Source organism: Bacillus sp. FAU20 (assembly GCF_056033865.1).
Map to the genome: position 1 here is coordinate 416,518 of NZ_JBVYHY010000011.1, position 15,170 is coordinate 431,687.

Here is a 15,170-nt window from a genome sequence, read left to right on the forward strand (position 1 = left end):
TTTACTATTATATTGAAATTGGAATGTGATAAATCCCACTGAGGTAGTAAGTGTTTAAATGAACCCTCTACTACTTTTGTAGGAGAGGGGATATATTCATTAAATTCAGATGAAATCATATTAAAATAATGAAAAAAGACCACACATGAAGTGAAACGCCACGTGTGGTCTTTTTTGTATCGTACAATATTACGAAGTTTCGCTAATTTTAGTTTCACTTTGAGTGTTAGTTGCAATTCTTTTCTTAACTTTAAAGTGATAGTAGGTATAGCAAAAGATGATAAATGGTACAGTACAATAAATGCCTAGTCTTTGATCTGGGATAAAGATAAGACTTACTAATATAATGCCATACAATCCAAAACCAAGAATTGGTACAAGGGGATAGAGTGGAGTTCTGAACTTCAAGTCTTCTAATTTTCCACCTTCAGCTAAATAGTGTTTGCGGAAAAAGAATTGAGAAACACAAATTGACATCCAAACAATAATGGTAATGACTCCGGAAATTGAAATGAGCCACAAGTAAACAGTTTCAGCAGCTACTACACTTGTCAAAAGAGAAAAAGCAGAAATAGCTATTGTCATGATTAAAGCGTTGAGAGGAATCCCACGTGATGATAATTTCTTTAAAAATGCTGGAGCCATTTCGTTTTTTGATAAAGACCAAAGCATTCGAGTAGCAGCGTATAGTCCTGAGTTTGCGACAGAAAGAACAGCAGTAAGAATAACAAAGTTCATAATATCAGCTGCATATGGAATACCGAGATTATCAAAAACAGCAACGAACGGGCTTTTTGTTAATCCTGCTTCTTCCCAAGGAATTAAAGCAACAAGAACAAAGATTGCTAAGACGAAGAAAAACATTGTGCGCCATATAATATTTCTAATAGAACGAGGTAAAGTTTTTGCTGGATCTTCACTTTCACCTGCTGCGATTCCGACAAGCTCTGTACCTTGGAAGGAATAATTGACTGTAACCATTGTTAATAGAATAGCTGCAAGTCCATTTGGGAATAAACCACCATGATTTACGAAATTTGAAAATAGCGGAGCTGGTTCGTCGCCTTTTAAATCAATAAAACCGAACATAGCGGCGCCACCAAGAATTATAAAAGCTATAATGGCAGATACTTTTATACTTGAAAACCAAAATTCTGTTTCTGCATAACTACGAGCAGATAATGCGTTAATAGTGAAAATCGTAACGCCAAATATTAAACACCAAACCCAAACAGGAATATCAGGAAACCAGCGCTGCATTGTAATGCCGGCAGTTGTAAATTCAAGACCGGTCGTATTCGCCCAGCTTAACCAATACAACCATCCGATTGTAAAGCCAGTTGCAGGATTGATGAACTTAGTGGCATATTCCTGGAAAGAACCCGAAACAGGCATGGCTACAGCGAGTTCACCAAGACATAGCATAACGAAATACATTAATAATCCACCGGCCATAAAGGCAAGTACGGATCCACCAGGTCCAGCTTGACTTATTATAAAGCCAGATCCGTTAAATAACCCCGTTCCAATCACACCACCGAGTGCAATCATGAATAAGTGTCTACTTTTCATCGTACGTTTTAATTCATTGTTTGTATTGTTTACTTGCGCCATTGTTTTCCTCACTTTCGTAGTTGATAGAATAAAGTTTGATGTTTTTCCGTATTATGGAATGTATTCCGTGATGTGAAATCTTGTTATAATTTTCAGATAATTAAAAAGAAAAGTCAATATTTTTTTGTTTGCGTTTTCAATTCGTTGTTAGTGATATATTTTTATTGTTAGAAAATTGAATAAATATATTGATTTCATTTCGAATGTTTGCTAAATTGATAGTTAATTAAACGTACTAACATACTACGAGTAAAGTTGAGGCGAGTTATGGTACAGTCCATTGATCGAGCGATAAGTATTATTAAATTATTGAATTCTACAAATGAAAAAGAGTATTGGGCTATTTCTGATATAGCAGATGGAACACATCTCCCAGTTAGTACAGTACATAGATTACTTAACTCTCTAATGGAGCATGGGTTAGTTACACAAATACCAGAGACAAAACAGTACAAAATTGGACCAATGTGGATGGAAATAGGGTTACGTCAATTGGAGAAGGTAGACTATAGATCTGTTGCAAGAGAAGTGATGAAGCGGTTGGCCTTTGAAGTCGAAGAAAGTGTCTATTTAAATATTCCAAACGGAACGCATTCTATTATCATTGAAAGAATTGATAGTCCTTTAAAAATTCGAGTTATCGATAATCTAGGGGAACAAATTCCACTTTCAATTGGTGCCGCAAATAAAACGATGCTTGCCAATATGAAAACGAATGAAATGGAACATATTGTAGAACATTTACTTTCTTCATTACCAGAACAAAAGCAAATTCTTCTTAATCAAATAAAGCAAATAAAAAATGAAGGATATGCTGTCAGTTATGGTGAAAAAACAGAAGGGACAGCTTCAGTAGCTGCACCTATTATCGGATTTAATCATAAAGTAGTAGGAGCATTAAGTGTTGGGTTAATTAGTCATCGTATTAATGATGATCGACTATCTTTTCTTATTAGCAAGGTAAAACAAGCAGCTCATGAAATATCAATAAAAATCGGCAGTACATCAGAACTATAATTTTGATAGCTGTCGTCATTTTTTATTCATATACTGGAATTCGTTTTCATAATGCGGAAAAATAGGGGGATTTATATGTCAAAGTGGCAATCAAAAGAACAATTGATTCAATTATTAAGCAGTCTTGTTGAAATTCCTAGTATTACCGGTTCAGAAGCTGAAGTAATATTGCCAGACTTTGTTGTGGAACAATTATCTGAATTACAGTATTTCAAAGAAAACCCGCATCATTTACAAAAAAATCCGACAGGGGACGGACGATATTTTGTTACAGCACTAGTAAAGAAAAAAGATAGTACAAAAAATACTGTAATTCTAGTAAGTCACTTTGATGTTGTAGATGTACAAGATTACGGAGTGTGGAAAGAAGATGCATTTAATCCTAAAAAGTTAACATCTATGTTTTATTCTCATAAAGATGAACTTCCAGACCATGTGCGTGAAGATATAGAACATGGGGAATGGCTGTTTGGTAGAGGAACAATGGATATGAAATGCGGTCTAGCATTACAAATGGCAATGATTGAACAAGCATGTGAAGGAAGATTCGATGGGAATGTTCTTTTATTGGCTGTACCAGATGAAGAAGTGAATTCTGTAGGGATGAGGGCCGCTGTTCCGAGACTGTTAGATTTAGCTAGAGAGCATAACTTAGATTATAAAACGGTCTTAAACTCAGAGCCTATGTTTTCAAGACATCCTGGTGACCAAAATAAGTATATTTACACTGGCTCTATTGGTAAAGTGTTACCTGGTTTTCTTTGCTATGGAAAAGAGACACATGTAGGTGAACCTTTTGCAGGCTTAAATGGGAGTTATATGGCTTCATTAATAACAGCAGAATTAGAGTTAAACACAGACCTTTGTGATATTGTAGAAGGGGAAGCGAGTCCTCCGCCAACTAACTTACTTCAAAGGGACTTAAAGGAGGATTATTCTGTACAAATTCCGCATCGTGCAGTTACATTATTTAATTTGTTTTTATTAGAAAAATCAATGACAGATGTAGTTTCATTGTTACGTCAAAAAGTAACGAAAGTAGCAGAGAAAATAGAAGAGTCGTATGAAAAACATGCATATCGTTTTTCTAAATATAATCCATTTATACCACCTAATCTCAAAGTAAATGTATTAACGTATGAAGAGCTTATCACATATGCAATTGAGCAACATGGACAAGAAAAAATAAATCATATTCAATCTAATATTATAAAAAATAGAGAAGATAAAGATGATCGTGCGGTAACGATTGATTTAGTAGATAAATTAGCGATTTTATGTAAAGAAAAGGCACCGATGATTGTACTTTTCTTCGCTCCGCCGTACTATCCAGCTGTGAGTTCACGCAACAATCCTTTAATAAAAGAGGTAGTTGTAGAAATGGAAAAGTATGCACACTACAATCATAAGATTACATTTGAAAACCAAAATTATTTTGGGGGGATTTCAGATTTAAGCTATGTAGGCTTGCAGTATCCACTACATTCAATGAGTTCACTTGTAGACAATATGCCATTATGGGATAAAGGTTACTCGATTCCACTTCAGGAACTAGAAGAGTTTGACGTTCCAGTATTAAATATGGGGCCGGTAGGAAAAGATGCCCATCAATGGACAGAACGTTTAGATGTAAATTACGCATTTGAAACGCTATTAGACATGTTACCGAAATGCATTGAAAAATTATTAGTTTCTAATAAAATTACACAAGTAAAGTAGTGTGATGAGTAAAATTATTTTAATATAATTAAAAACTAAAACGGCCAAACTCAAGTATATTCGAATTTGGCCGTTTATCATGTAGTGCATTTCTAGTTAAATTCATATGAATTCATAGCTAACATGATCTCTTTTATCGTTTTATTTTTTTGTTTGGCTAGACAGTTCAATAGACTTTTGCGTACAGCGCTGCATAGCTGAAATGATGGCTGTGCGTAAGCCTTTTTCCTCTAATGTTGCTACAGCTTCTATCGTTGTTCCGCCAGGAGAACAAACCATATCTTTCAATTCACCTGGATGTATTCCTGTTTCTAGTACCATTTTTGCAGACCCTAATACAGCTTGAGCAGCGAATTTATATGCTTGATTTCTAGGCATACCATCTAGTACAGCAGCATCTGCCATCGCCTCTATAATCATATATACGTATGCTGGTGAAGAACCGCTTACTGATGTAACAACATCCATTAATTTTTCACTTACAATCTCTGCTTGACCAAAGCTATTGAAAATGTTTAGCACATCTTCTAAATCTTTTTCTGTCACCATTTCATTAGGGCATAACGCAGACATTCCTTCTCCAACAAGAGCAGGTGTATTAGGCATTACTCTTACAACTTTTAATTTTTTATCAAAAGCTTCTTCAGTACTTTTAATGCTTTTGCCGGCAGCGATCGTTACGACGATAACATCGTTTTTGATGACTTCTTTTATTTCGTTAATGACCGCTGCGTATAGGTCCGGTTTAATTGATAAAATTAAAATATCAGCATTTTTAGCTACCTCATTATTGTCAGTAGTTGTAGTTAGCCCATATTTTTCGTTAGCATGTTTTAAATTCGTAGTGTTTAAATCCGAACAAATAACATGATTTGCAGACACTACCTTTTTGTTTAGCATTCCGCCAATGATAGCCATTCCCATATTTCCGCATCCGATGAATCCAATTTGTTTATCCATAATAACTCAATCTTGCTCCTTTTTAATAAATTATATTATTTCGAAATTGTTATCTTAAAATAACAATAACATCTCCATGCAATATAAAGAAACATTCTAAGAGAATATATTCCTTTTTGCAACAGTAAAAGATAAAAATGAATTATATTCGACATTCTGTAAATATATACACTATAATGTAAGGTATTATGTTTATGAATATGAGTTGCAGTTATATCAATTTGTATTTTCATTCAGTAGGGCAATCATTTCATACAAGAACTTGTCGCTCTATTTATTTTTTAAAATACCTCTTGACACCAAATCAAACTATATCGCATAATATAAAAAAATTAAACCGAAAATCGTTGAAGGGAAATAGTACATATGTCTTCTTGCGAAAGAGAGTGGAATTCACCGGCTGAAAGATTCCTCGTATAGAATATATCGAACCTATCCCTGAGTCTTAAATGAAAGTTTAGGCGTTCGCCTGCGTTATAGGCGCCAAGTGGATATCTATGTATATCAATTAAGGTGGTACCGCGGAACAATGACCGTTTCGTCCTTTTTATTTTATTAAGGGCGAAGCGGTCATTTTTATTTTGCTCTTGAATAGGCTAGGTGCAGCAATAATGAGAATAAAAATGACTGAAAGCTGTATGAATAAAAGTGTAATGTATAAAAAACTTTGATTTTAGATTTGGGGGATACAAAAGTGAAAAAACAACGAGTTGTCGTTAAGATTGGGAGCAGCTCCTTGGCAGATAGTCACGGAGGCATTTCTAAAGAACAACTTTCAGATCATGTTGCCGCATTGGCTCGATTGAAAGAGGAAGGACATGAAGTTTTGTTAATTACATCTGGAGCCGTTGCTGCAGGTTTTTCTGCTCTAGGATATCCAAGTAGACCTGTGACAATTAAAGGAAAACAGGCTGCTGCGGCTGTCGGACAAAGCTTGTTAATGCAGGCGTACACGGAGGAATTCCGTAAATATGGTATTGTAACTGCGCAATTATTGCTGACGAGAAGTGACTTTTCTAGAAAAGAACAATATAGTAACGCTTACGCTACTTTAGGAGAGTTATTAAACCGTTCTGCTCTTCCAATCATTAATGAAAATGATTCCATCTCTTTAGAGGAGCTAACGTTCGGTGATAATGATATGCTGTCAGCTTTAGTAAGCGGACTTGTTTCAGCTGATATGCTTATGATTTTTACAGATGTGAACGGTTTATATGACAAAAATCCTCAGAAAAATGAGGATGCGAAAAAATATTATTTCCTTCCTGAAGTTACAGAAGAAATCGCTTCTCTTGCAGGAGATGCTGGCTCAAAACTTGGGACTGGCGGAATGAAATCAAAAATCGATGCTGCAAAGACAGCACTCTCTCTTGGTGCGAGTGTATTTATTGGAACAGGACGTGGACAAGAGAAATTTGTAGATGTTTTAAAGGGCAAAGGTGATGGAACATATATCGGAAATGCTCCTCAAAAAGAAATGAAGATGAACAAGCAATGGATCGCGTTGCATTCGCTCGTTAGCGGACAAATTGAAGTAGACGCTGGTGCAGCTACTGCTATCATTCAGCATGGTAAGAGTCTTCTTCCTGCCGGCGTTACAAATGTGTCAGGATTTTTCAAAGTTGGCGATGTCGTAGAAGTAATGACGCAACAAGGGCACGTAATTGGAAAAGGGCAATGCACCTATAGCGCAGAGGAATTAAGAGAGATAAAAGGTATGCAAAGCCAACATATTCAAGCAAGAGGCGAAAGACATAATTATGAAGTTATTCATAGAGATTATTGGGTTTCACTTTAAGAATAGTGATGTTAAAAAGGAGGAAACAAAAATGAATGAAGTGTTGGCAAAGGGGAAAAGGGCGAAAGAAGTTGCTAGAGAACTTGTACTAAAATCTACAAGTCAAAAAAACGAAGCACTTGCTGCCATTGCTGAAAGGTTAATAGTAGAAACAGCTTATATTTTAGAGGAAAACAAACGAGATATCGAAGAAGGTAAGGCAAAAGGATTTTCTGATTCACTCCTTGATCGTCTAATGCTGAATGAACAGCGTATCATTGATATGGCAGAGGGAATTAAGCAATTAATTGAATTACGTGATCCTGTTGGAGAATGTGTAAGCAAATGGGAGCGACCAAATGGACTATTTATTCAGGAGATGCGTGTACCACTTGGTGTTGTTGGTATGATTTATGAGGCAAGGCCAAATGTAACAGTAGATGCTGCTACAATTTGTTTAAAGACAGGAAACGCAGTTATATTACGTGGTAGTTCTTCTGCTATCAATTCTAACAAAGCTATTGTTGACGTTATTCACCGGGCGCTTAAACAAACAAGCTTGCCTCCAGAAAGTGTACAGCTCATAGAAGACACAACACGGGATAGCGCAAAGCAGTTGTTTACAATGAATGATTACTTAGACGTTCTTATTCCAAGAGGTGGCAAACAATTAATTGATACGGTAGTGAGAGAAGCATCTGTTCCAGTACTTGAAACGGGTGCAGGAAATTGTCATATTTTCATTGATGAAACAGCGAATAAACAAATGGCAATTGATATTATTATAAATGCAAAAACGCAGCGTCCATCTGTATGTAATGCCATTGAAACGATTGTACTTCATGAGAAGTGGGCGCGGCGATATGGTAGCGAGTTGTTTTCTACTTTGAAGGAAAGCGGCGTGGAGTTACGTGGTGATCAGAAAGCATTGGTAATTGATTCTTCAATAGTACTTGCTTCAGAAGAAGACTGGGGTACAGAATTTTTATCACTCATGCTGGCAGTGAAGGTAGTTTCTTCTATAGAAGAAGCGATTCATCACATAAATACGTATGGATCTATGCATTCCGAAGCGATTATTTCAGAAAACGAGGAAAACGTCAGCAAATTCTTCACAGCTGTAGATGCGGCTGCACTGTATCATAATGCGTCAACTCGTTTTACTGATGGATCTGAATTCGGATTCGGCGCAGAAATTGGCATCAGTACACAAAAGTTACACGTAAGAGGACCAATGGGGCTTCCTGCATTAACTTCTACAAAATATGTGATTCGTGGAAATGGTCAAATTCGAAAATAAAAATAGAAGACACTCAATTCGATTGGGTGTCTTTCGTTTTAAAGAATGTTTACCATACAAATAGTCCAACAAGCATAGCGCTTAATAAAGAAACCGCCATTCCGCTAACAAGAAGCTTCCAAACATTTTTACCGATGACTGATGATTTTTCTCCGCCAAATAATGAATTGTAAGTTCCGTAAATCATACCTACTGTACTAAAGTTAGCAAAAGAAGCTAGAAATGTTGTTGCAACCGCAATCGTATGTGGTTGTAGCGACTTTAAGTTTGATTTTAAATCCATCATTGCAACAAATTCATTCGTCGTTATTTTGATCCCCATTAATTCAGCTACATACATAGCATCACTGCCTGATAAACCGAGTAAAAATGCAAAAGGACTAAAGATAATGGAGAAGATTTTTTGAATTGTTAACCCTGTTACAAAAAATCCTAAAATCCCATTTAAACATGCTGTTAAAGCTACATAACCAATTACCATAGCTAAAATAACGATAACCATATTCATCCCAACTAACATACTGTTTGAAATAGTAGAAAAGAAATCCTTTTTTTCATGTTTTGAAGGTGTGTAAACAACGTCTTCTTCTTTCGAAACTTCCACAGGATTTAATACATTGGCTAAAATTAATGCGTTAATACAGTTTAATGGGATTGCGCTGAAAATATATGTTGCTGGAACCATTGATAAATAAGCACCAAGAATGGATCCGCTAACGCTACTCATACTCATAATTCCAAAAGTTAATAATCGATTTTCTTTTAAAACAGATAATTGATCACGAACAACTGCAAGTGCTTCGGTGTTTCCTAAAAACATCATTTGAATCGAAAAGAAACTTTCTAACTTTGGTAAACGAGAAATCTTTGAAATAACTGCACCTACTTTATCAATAATCCAAGTTAAGATTCCGAAATAAGAAAGAATATCGAAAAAAGTAATAACAAAAATGATAGGAAGTAACGCACTAAAGAAGAAATCAATGTGCTGACTTTCCATAGCTGAAGGAAATGCAAATCGAATACCTTCATTCGCACATGCTAGTAGCCAACTGAAAAATGACGCAATTTTATTAATGATAATACTGCCGAGCTTTGTGCCTAACATAAACCACGTAATAAAAAGCTCCAATAGGATGAGAATTACAATTGGTCTCCATTTTATATGTTTTTTATTAGGCGAACATAAGAAAACGATTAATATGACAACGAAAATCCCTAACATATTCAATATGAAATACATGTCAACAACTCCTTGAGGCTTATTATTTGTATATAAAAAAGCCTCTATTCTTCCAAATTTGGATTATGATCAGAAGTTATGAAGAAGGTAAATGATGTTTGGGATTCACGTATTTTAATTTGCTTTATTTTGAGCAATCGCAGTAATTACAAAACAAGTAGCTATTTTCAATTGCTTTGTTGGATATTAAACGTATGCGATTTTAAACATCGTTTATCTCGGATTAACGGGCAGTAAGACTTCCACCTCAAAATTCAGGGAAAGCAAAGAAGTGAGGTGGGGATGGGCTGCCGCAAAATCCCGATTGGTAAGAGCTGATTAAAATTTCACTTTATAAATAAGAACGGTGAGTTGGCCATGAACCTTGAAGTTTCCGAAGCTGTATAATTTGTCCTGTATGATAAGCATCATGCAAAAGGATATTCATATATTGTTGCCAAACTGGTAGAGAAGGACTTAGTTGATCTAGTTCTGCTTCTTGAAGGGCGGTTAATGAAGATTGTAAGGCATCATGTACTTGAAGCGTTCGCTTTACTGTTTGTTGCCAAGCGTTATCATCATTAGGCTCACCTTGGATAAAGGTTTCATCATTATTTTGTGGAGCAACAAATGTGTTGTCTTCATGTAAGCGGGAAAGTAGGCGTTCTTTAAAGATTAATAAATGGTTCACATTTTCCCAAATCGTATTACTGGTAGCACCTTCTGGTTGCCAACATGCTTGTTCAGCAGTAAGATTTTTTAACGCTTCTGATATTGGTGGGTACCATTCTTCTTCGTAAAAAACTTGTTGGACTCCATTTTGCAACATTTCTTTTCTCCCCATTCGTATAGCCTCCTATTCATTTTTCTTAATAAAATCAATTCTCTTTTCTCTTCAATAAACCTTCTTTATAGCTGATCAAGAGAAGGAAATGCAATGTATAAAAGAGGCATTAAAAACTTTCATTTTTAATAATCAAGGTTTTAATTGAGTCAGAATAAAAAAGAGTATAAATCTTTTCTATTTGCTCATTGATTAGAATATTTTTAAAGTTGTAATATAATTCTAAAAATATAGAAGGTATAATTCGATAAAAATAGAATTAAATATATAGCAAACAAGGAGGGATAAAAATGGAGGTCTATCACATAACGAGTAGAAAGAGAGAAACTTATAACGTTCAAGTGAAATATTCGATACTTTTCGAATGTGCACTTGGCGTTGCTGCGATTACTCATAAGCGGTTAATTGATACTCTTGAAAAGAGTCAAAATGAATGGGAAGAAATTAAGAAATCATTAACAGAAGAAATGAGAGAGCACTTACAGTTTGTAGAGGAACATAATACGTGGAAAGCGTTACTTCAGTTGTTGTATAAAGGGGAGTTTCAGGAAATATCACAGTTTCATACTAAAATCAATGCGCTTTCAGAAGTAGATTTGAAATATATATGTTTACCGTTTTTAGGCGAGAAGCATGAAAAGAATAGACATTTAGCAGCGAGTGGAGACGTAACTGCAATACATGAACTAGAGGAACTAACACAGGATCATCAGTTTTTCTCTACGTATATTCGTTTTATATGTAATGTGGATGTACAAGTGCTGAAACCTCATTTAATCGCTGTAATGACAGGTTGGTATGAGAGTGTTATTCAGAAAGAGGAAGAGAAAATACTTTCTATATTACAAAGAGACTATGAAGCGAAAAATGAGATGAATAAAAAGATGAAACCGGAAGAGTTCGTCGAGTGGGCGACTGGCGGTGTGAACTATATGCCAGAACCAAGTGTTCATAATGTACTTCTTATCCCGCAAATGACGTACAGACCGTGGAATATTGAGGCGGATATTGAAGATACGAAAGTATTTCATTACCCAGTTGCAAACGAAAGCATCCATCCTGAAGATCTATATGAACCGAATTATTTTTTAGTTCAAAAACATAAGGCGCTTGGGGATGAAGCAAGGTTACGCATTGTAAAAATGTTGTTTGAAAAAGAAAGAACATTGCAGGAAATTACAGAAAGACTGCAACTCGGTAAATCGACTGTACACCATCATTTGAAATTGTTACGTGCAGCGAAGTTAGTAGATATACATGACGGGAAATATGTATTAAGAAAGAAAGCAGTACAGTCGTTAGCGAAAGAATTAGATATGTTTTTGAATAGATAATTAACAACGAGAATGTACATAGAGGGAGGAATATAAAAGAAAAGTTGGTGTATGAAATTGAAAAATGTATTGAAAAATCGTTCGTTCTTTTTCATGTGGATAGGTAGCGCGATTTCAGAATTGGGCGGGGCTTTCGGAACGTTATGTAATTCGATTCTTGTTTATGAATTAACAGGGTCAAAAACAGCTTTAAGTAGTATGTGGCTATTATATTTCATCCCATCACTCATACTGCAATTAATAAGTGGCCCATTTATTGATAAATGGAGCCGAAAGTGGATTATGATTTTTTCACAATGGATACGAGCGTCCGTATTCTTATTACCTTTGGTGATGCTAGTTACAGGTAGTATAGAAGTTTGGCATATTTATGTTGTTCAAATTGTAGTGGGACTTATTACACCTCTTTATACACCTGCAAGTCAGGCAATTACACCGAGCATTGTAAGTAAAGAACAACTTCAAGACGCAAATGCGTATATTGATGGAATGACTCGTCTCATGATGTTTCTTGCGCCAGTATTAGGTGGAGTAGTCATTCATTTCATTGGAACAGAACTTACATTATCTTTCGTATGTATTTGTCTATTTGTTAGTGGTGCTTTCTTACTTTATATAAAAGAAAAGAGAACTACAACAGATATACGAAAAACGTGGCTAGAACAATTCCTTCAAGGTTTTACATATTTTTTTACAAAACCAATCATCGTTTGGCTCGGTATATTTCTTACTTTTGTGCAGTTTGGAGTAGGGGTAACAATGGTCACAAATCTTCCTTATATAAAAGACGAGCTGTCAGCGGGATATGCAGAGTACGGCTATTTCATGGCAGGGTTTCCACTTGGCTATGTAATTGGCTCAGTATTAGTCGGAAAAGTAACATATAAAAGCCGGCGTATACTTATGCTTGGAGGATTGTTTATAGGAGGACTCACATACATTTCATTAGGGTTCAATCATAGTATTATCATTGCAATAATAATTGAAGTAATAGCAGGGATTTGTATTGCATTTTTCAATGTTTATAACACAACAATATGCCAACAAACCGTGCCGAATAATATGATAGGACAAGTATTTTCAGTGCGTTTATTTTTCATACGATCCGCTATGCCGTTAGGTGTGTTAGTAGGGGGAATATTGAGTGAAATGTGGGGAGTAAGAGTGCTATATTTAATCATCGGTGCAATTATATGTGTCACCTCTTTAATAGGAATGTTACTTCCATATTTCATATTTTTAGATGAGGCGATAGAAAAGAAATCAGCATAATTCAAAAAATTAAAACTTTACAATTGAAAATAATTATCATAATCAATTATAATAGAAGAATAGTAGTATTCGTATTGCAAAGAGGGAGTGGGATATATGTTTATCGAAACGAAAACATTTACAGTAAAAGAAGGTACATCAAATATAGTTGTAGAACGTTTCACTGGAGAAGGTATTATTGAAAAATTTGAAGGCTTTATCGACTTGAGTGTTCTTGTGAAAAAAGTAAGACGAGGAGACGAAGAAGTTGTCGTTATGATTCGCTGGGAATCGGAAGAAGCATGGAAAAACTGGGAAACAAGTGAAGAACACTTAGCTGGACATAGAGCGGGCCGTGGTAAACCAAAACCAGATCATATTATTAATGTGGATCATGCGGTTTATTATGTGAAATCATCGAAAGCGGCTTATCAACAGTCGTAATATACAAGCAGAGGATACATGTTGTAGAAGCAAACATGTATCCTCTTTTTTAATACTGGGGGATGGGAATGATAGAAAATTTTTCATTCATTTAAAAAAAGTTCTAGGCTATAGAAAAAATATTAGACTTATAAAGCATGGTCTTAGATGGAACGCTTGAATATCTTGTCTTACATATTTAAGTGTTATGAAAATGAGTCTATATACCCTCTGTTTAAAAGGAGATGAGTACATGAAGCTGAATCATTTAAATTTATGTGTTGATGATTTATCCCGCATTAACGGGCAGTAAGACCCCCACCTCAAAATTCAGCTAAAGAAAAGAAGTTAGGTGGGGGATCAACTGCTCGTAAAAGCCCGATTGATTCAACTAATAATCAGTGGGGGATGAATAAAACCCCACTAATTAAAGTTTCACTTTATCAGAAGCGACATATTTCTTTGAAACATTTTTTGATTTTCAATTTTCGGAGCAAAAGGGAAAGGCACTAGTAGTGATGAGAGTTGATTTATACTTGTACTAAGTGATCCAAAGGCATTTAAGGGGAATAAGGAAGTTACGTATCCGGAAGCTTTTCATATTGGTTTTTTAGTGGATACATCAAGTGAAGTGGATCAAGCGTATAATCGTTTAGTAGCCGGCGGCATTGAAATAGACAAGGAACCTTATTCGATGAGAGGTAGTAGTTATGGTTTTTATTTTACAGTATTTAATGGCTTATTAATTGAAGTGTCTTGTCTTGATTATAGAGAAGATAAGAAAGTTTCAAAGCTTAATAGTGATCATCAAGAGTAATCATTTGAAGGTGTATAAAATTTAAATATGTATCATATTAGAAGACGGATTAAGAAAGTTTCACTGTAAAGTAAAAAAGACAGACTAATAAATAGTCTGTCTTTTCACATTAATTCTTCACGTCATTATAAAGTTCAAGCGCCTCTTTCACATTCAATCCATTTTTCACAATACCATGTATCGCTTGAATCATCGCAGCAGGATGTTCAGATTGCCATATGTTCCGGCCCATGTCTACGCCGATTGCACCTTCTTGCAGTGCATTGTACGTAATGTTTAATGCATCTTCAATTGAATCTAGTTTTGGGCCGCCCGCGATGACAACTGGGGCAGGGCATGTGCTCGTTATTTTTTCGAATCCTTCGCAGTAATACGTTTTAATAATATCAGCACCCATTTCAACACATACGCGGGAAGCAAGTGCTAGAAAGCGAGCTTCACGTTTTTGTAATTCTTTTGCGACTGCGGTAATGCCGAGTACAGGTAGGCCGTAATCGTGAGCTTCAGAGACTACATTTGCGAGATTCGAAACAGTTTGTGTTTCATAGTCTGATCCGACAAAAACAGAAACGCCAACGCCAATTGCGTTTTGCTTCACTGCTTCTTTCACAGGTGTAACAATTGTTTCATTCGCTAAATCTTTACCGACGACAGTAGCGCCGCCAGATACACGCATAACCATCGGTGTGCTGCAGTTTTCAGGAATGCAGGAGCTAAGTACACCACGTGTTAAAAAGAGAGAATCCGTGTAAGGAAGTAAGTTTTTAACAGTTTCAAGTGGCTGTTCAAGCCCGTGGATTGGCCCTAAAAAGTAGCCGTGATCTATCGCTAACATTACCGCTCTGCCATCAGGTAAAATTGTATTTAATCGATTTTTAAATCCCCAAGTCAT

12 protein-coding genes, 1 pseudogene and 1 other annotated feature are annotated in these 15,170 nt (G+C 35.6%); of the genes and pseudogenes, 8 read left to right on the top strand and 5 right to left on the bottom strand.

The window, feature by feature from the left end; genetic code table 11:
• Positions 1-189: 189 nt before the first annotated feature.
• Positions 190-1,614: an amino acid permease gene (locus AC0OM3_RS10530; protein WP_000079964.1), complete on the bottom strand. Its 1,425-nt coding sequence runs from the start codon at positions 1,612-1,614 to the stop codon at positions 190-192.
• Between the two features lie 267 nt (positions 1,615-1,881).
• Between AC0OM3_RS10530 and AC0OM3_RS10535 the strand changes: the two genes are divergently transcribed.
• Entirely contained in the window at positions 1,882-2,631 is a 750-nt protein-coding gene (locus AC0OM3_RS10535; RefSeq protein WP_000250746.1) for an IclR family transcriptional regulator, read from the top strand.
• Positions 2,632-2,682: 51 nt separating this feature from the next.
• Positions 2,683-4,350: a M20/M25/M40 family metallo-hydrolase gene (locus AC0OM3_RS10540; RefSeq protein ID WP_157405314.1), complete on the top strand. Its 1,668-nt coding sequence runs from the start codon at positions 2,683-2,685 to the stop codon at positions 4,348-4,350.
• A 141-nt stretch (positions 4,351-4,491) separates the two neighbouring features.
• Here the strand turns inward: AC0OM3_RS10540 and proC are convergent, their stop codons facing one another.
• Positions 4,492-5,310, bottom strand: a complete 819-nt coding sequence (gene proC / locus AC0OM3_RS10545) for a pyrroline-5-carboxylate reductase (RefSeq protein WP_000360712.1) — start codon at positions 5,308-5,310, stop codon at positions 4,492-4,494.
• Between the two features lie 338 nt (positions 5,311-5,648).
• Positions 5,649-5,859 (top strand) — a binding site (T-box leader).
• Positions 5,860-6,004: 145 nt separating this feature from the next.
• Between proC and proB the strand changes: the two genes are divergently transcribed.
• Both proB and AC0OM3_RS10555 read left to right on the top strand, forming a co-directional pair.
• Positions 6,005-7,108, top strand: a complete 1,104-nt coding sequence (proB, locus tag AC0OM3_RS10550) for a glutamate 5-kinase (RefSeq protein WP_000744796.1) — start codon at positions 6,005-6,007, stop codon at positions 7,106-7,108.
• 31 nt (positions 7,109-7,139) lie between these two features.
• Positions 7,140-8,387: a glutamate-5-semialdehyde dehydrogenase gene (locus tag AC0OM3_RS10555; protein WP_002181437.1), complete on the top strand. Its 1,248-nt coding sequence runs from the start codon at positions 7,140-7,142 to the stop codon at positions 8,385-8,387.
• Positions 8,388-8,436: 49 nt separating this feature from the next.
• Here AC0OM3_RS10555 and AC0OM3_RS10560 read toward each other — a convergent pair whose 3' ends face one another.
• Both AC0OM3_RS10560 and AC0OM3_RS10565 read right to left on the bottom strand, forming a co-directional pair.
• On the bottom strand, positions 8,437-9,630 hold the full coding sequence (locus AC0OM3_RS10560) for a NupC/NupG family nucleoside CNT transporter (protein ID WP_000273601.1): 1,194 nt from the start codon (positions 9,628-9,630) through the stop codon (positions 8,437-8,439).
• Between the two features lie 331 nt (positions 9,631-9,961).
• On the bottom strand, positions 9,962-10,453 hold the full coding sequence (locus AC0OM3_RS10565; protein WP_474211708.1) for a DinB family protein: 492 nt from the start codon (positions 10,451-10,453) through the stop codon (positions 9,962-9,964).
• A 290-nt stretch (positions 10,454-10,743) separates the two neighbouring features.
• Between AC0OM3_RS10565 and AC0OM3_RS10570 the strand changes: the two genes are divergently transcribed.
• From AC0OM3_RS10570 to AC0OM3_RS10585, 4 genes and pseudogenes are all read left to right on the top strand, one after another.
• Positions 10,744-11,787: an ArsR/SmtB family transcription factor gene (locus AC0OM3_RS10570; RefSeq protein ID WP_474211710.1), complete on the top strand. Its 1,044-nt coding sequence runs from the start codon at positions 10,744-10,746 to the stop codon at positions 11,785-11,787.
• A gap of 51 nt (positions 11,788-11,838) precedes the next feature.
• Positions 11,839-13,059 carry an MFS transporter gene (locus tag AC0OM3_RS10575; RefSeq protein ID WP_474211712.1) on the top strand — a complete coding sequence of 407 codons (1,221 nt, stop codon included), beginning with the start codon at positions 11,839-11,841 and terminating at the stop codon, positions 13,057-13,059.
• A gap of 96 nt (positions 13,060-13,155) precedes the next feature.
• Entirely contained in the window at positions 13,156-13,482 is a 327-nt protein-coding gene (gene hmoA / locus AC0OM3_RS10580) for a heme-degrading monooxygenase HmoA (RefSeq protein WP_000469496.1), read from the top strand.
• Between the two features lie 419 nt (positions 13,483-13,901).
• A pseudogene (locus tag AC0OM3_RS10585) lies at positions 13,902-14,278 on the top strand (VOC family protein); the annotation flags it as partial.
• Positions 14,279-14,387: 109 nt separating this feature from the next.
• Here AC0OM3_RS10585 and lsrF read toward each other — a convergent pair.
• Positions 14,388-15,170 (bottom strand): 3-hydroxy-5-phosphonooxypentane-2,4-dione thiolase, encoded by a 783-nt coding sequence (gene lsrF, locus AC0OM3_RS10590; RefSeq protein ID WP_000219774.1) that lies wholly within the window; start codon positions 15,168-15,170, stop codon positions 14,388-14,390.

What these genes read in the sequence shown, in the direction of transcription:
- AC0OM3_RS10540 (WP_157405314.1), top strand. Translation starts at nt 2,683, where the DNA reads ATGCGGAAAAATAGGGGGATTTATATGTCAAAGTGGCAATCAAAAGAA.
- hmoA (WP_000469496.1), top strand. Translation starts at nt 13,156, where the DNA reads ATGTTTATCGAAACGAAAACATTTACAGTAAAAGAAGGTACATCAAAT.
- AC0OM3_RS10565 (WP_474211708.1), bottom strand. Translation starts at nt 10,453, where the DNA reads ATGGGGAGAAAAGAAATGTTGCAAAATGGAGTCCAACAAGTTTTTTAC.
- proC (WP_000360712.1), bottom strand. Translation starts at nt 5,310, where the DNA reads ATGGATAAACAAATTGGATTCATCGGATGCGGAAATATGGGAATGGCT.
- AC0OM3_RS10575 (WP_474211712.1), top strand. Translation starts at nt 11,839, where the DNA reads ATGAAATTGAAAAATGTATTGAAAAATCGTTCGTTCTTTTTCATGTGG.
- AC0OM3_RS10555 (WP_002181437.1), top strand. Translation starts at nt 7,140, where the DNA reads ATGAATGAAGTGTTGGCAAAGGGGAAAAGGGCGAAAGAAGTTGCTAGA.
- AC0OM3_RS10560 (WP_000273601.1), bottom strand. Translation starts at nt 9,630, where the DNA reads ATGTATTTCATATTGAATATGTTAGGGATTTTCGTTGTCATATTAATC.
- lsrF (WP_000219774.1), bottom strand. Translation starts at nt 15,170, where the DNA reads ATGACTTGGGGATTTAAAAATCGATTAAATACAATTTTACCTGATGGC.
- AC0OM3_RS10535 (WP_000250746.1), top strand. Translation starts at nt 1,882, where the DNA reads ATGGTACAGTCCATTGATCGAGCGATAAGTATTATTAAATTATTGAAT.
- AC0OM3_RS10570 (WP_474211710.1), top strand. Translation starts at nt 10,744, where the DNA reads ATGGAGGTCTATCACATAACGAGTAGAAAGAGAGAAACTTATAACGTT.
- AC0OM3_RS10530 (WP_000079964.1), bottom strand. Translation starts at nt 1,614, where the DNA reads ATGGCGCAAGTAAACAATACAAACAATGAATTAAAACGTACGATGAAA.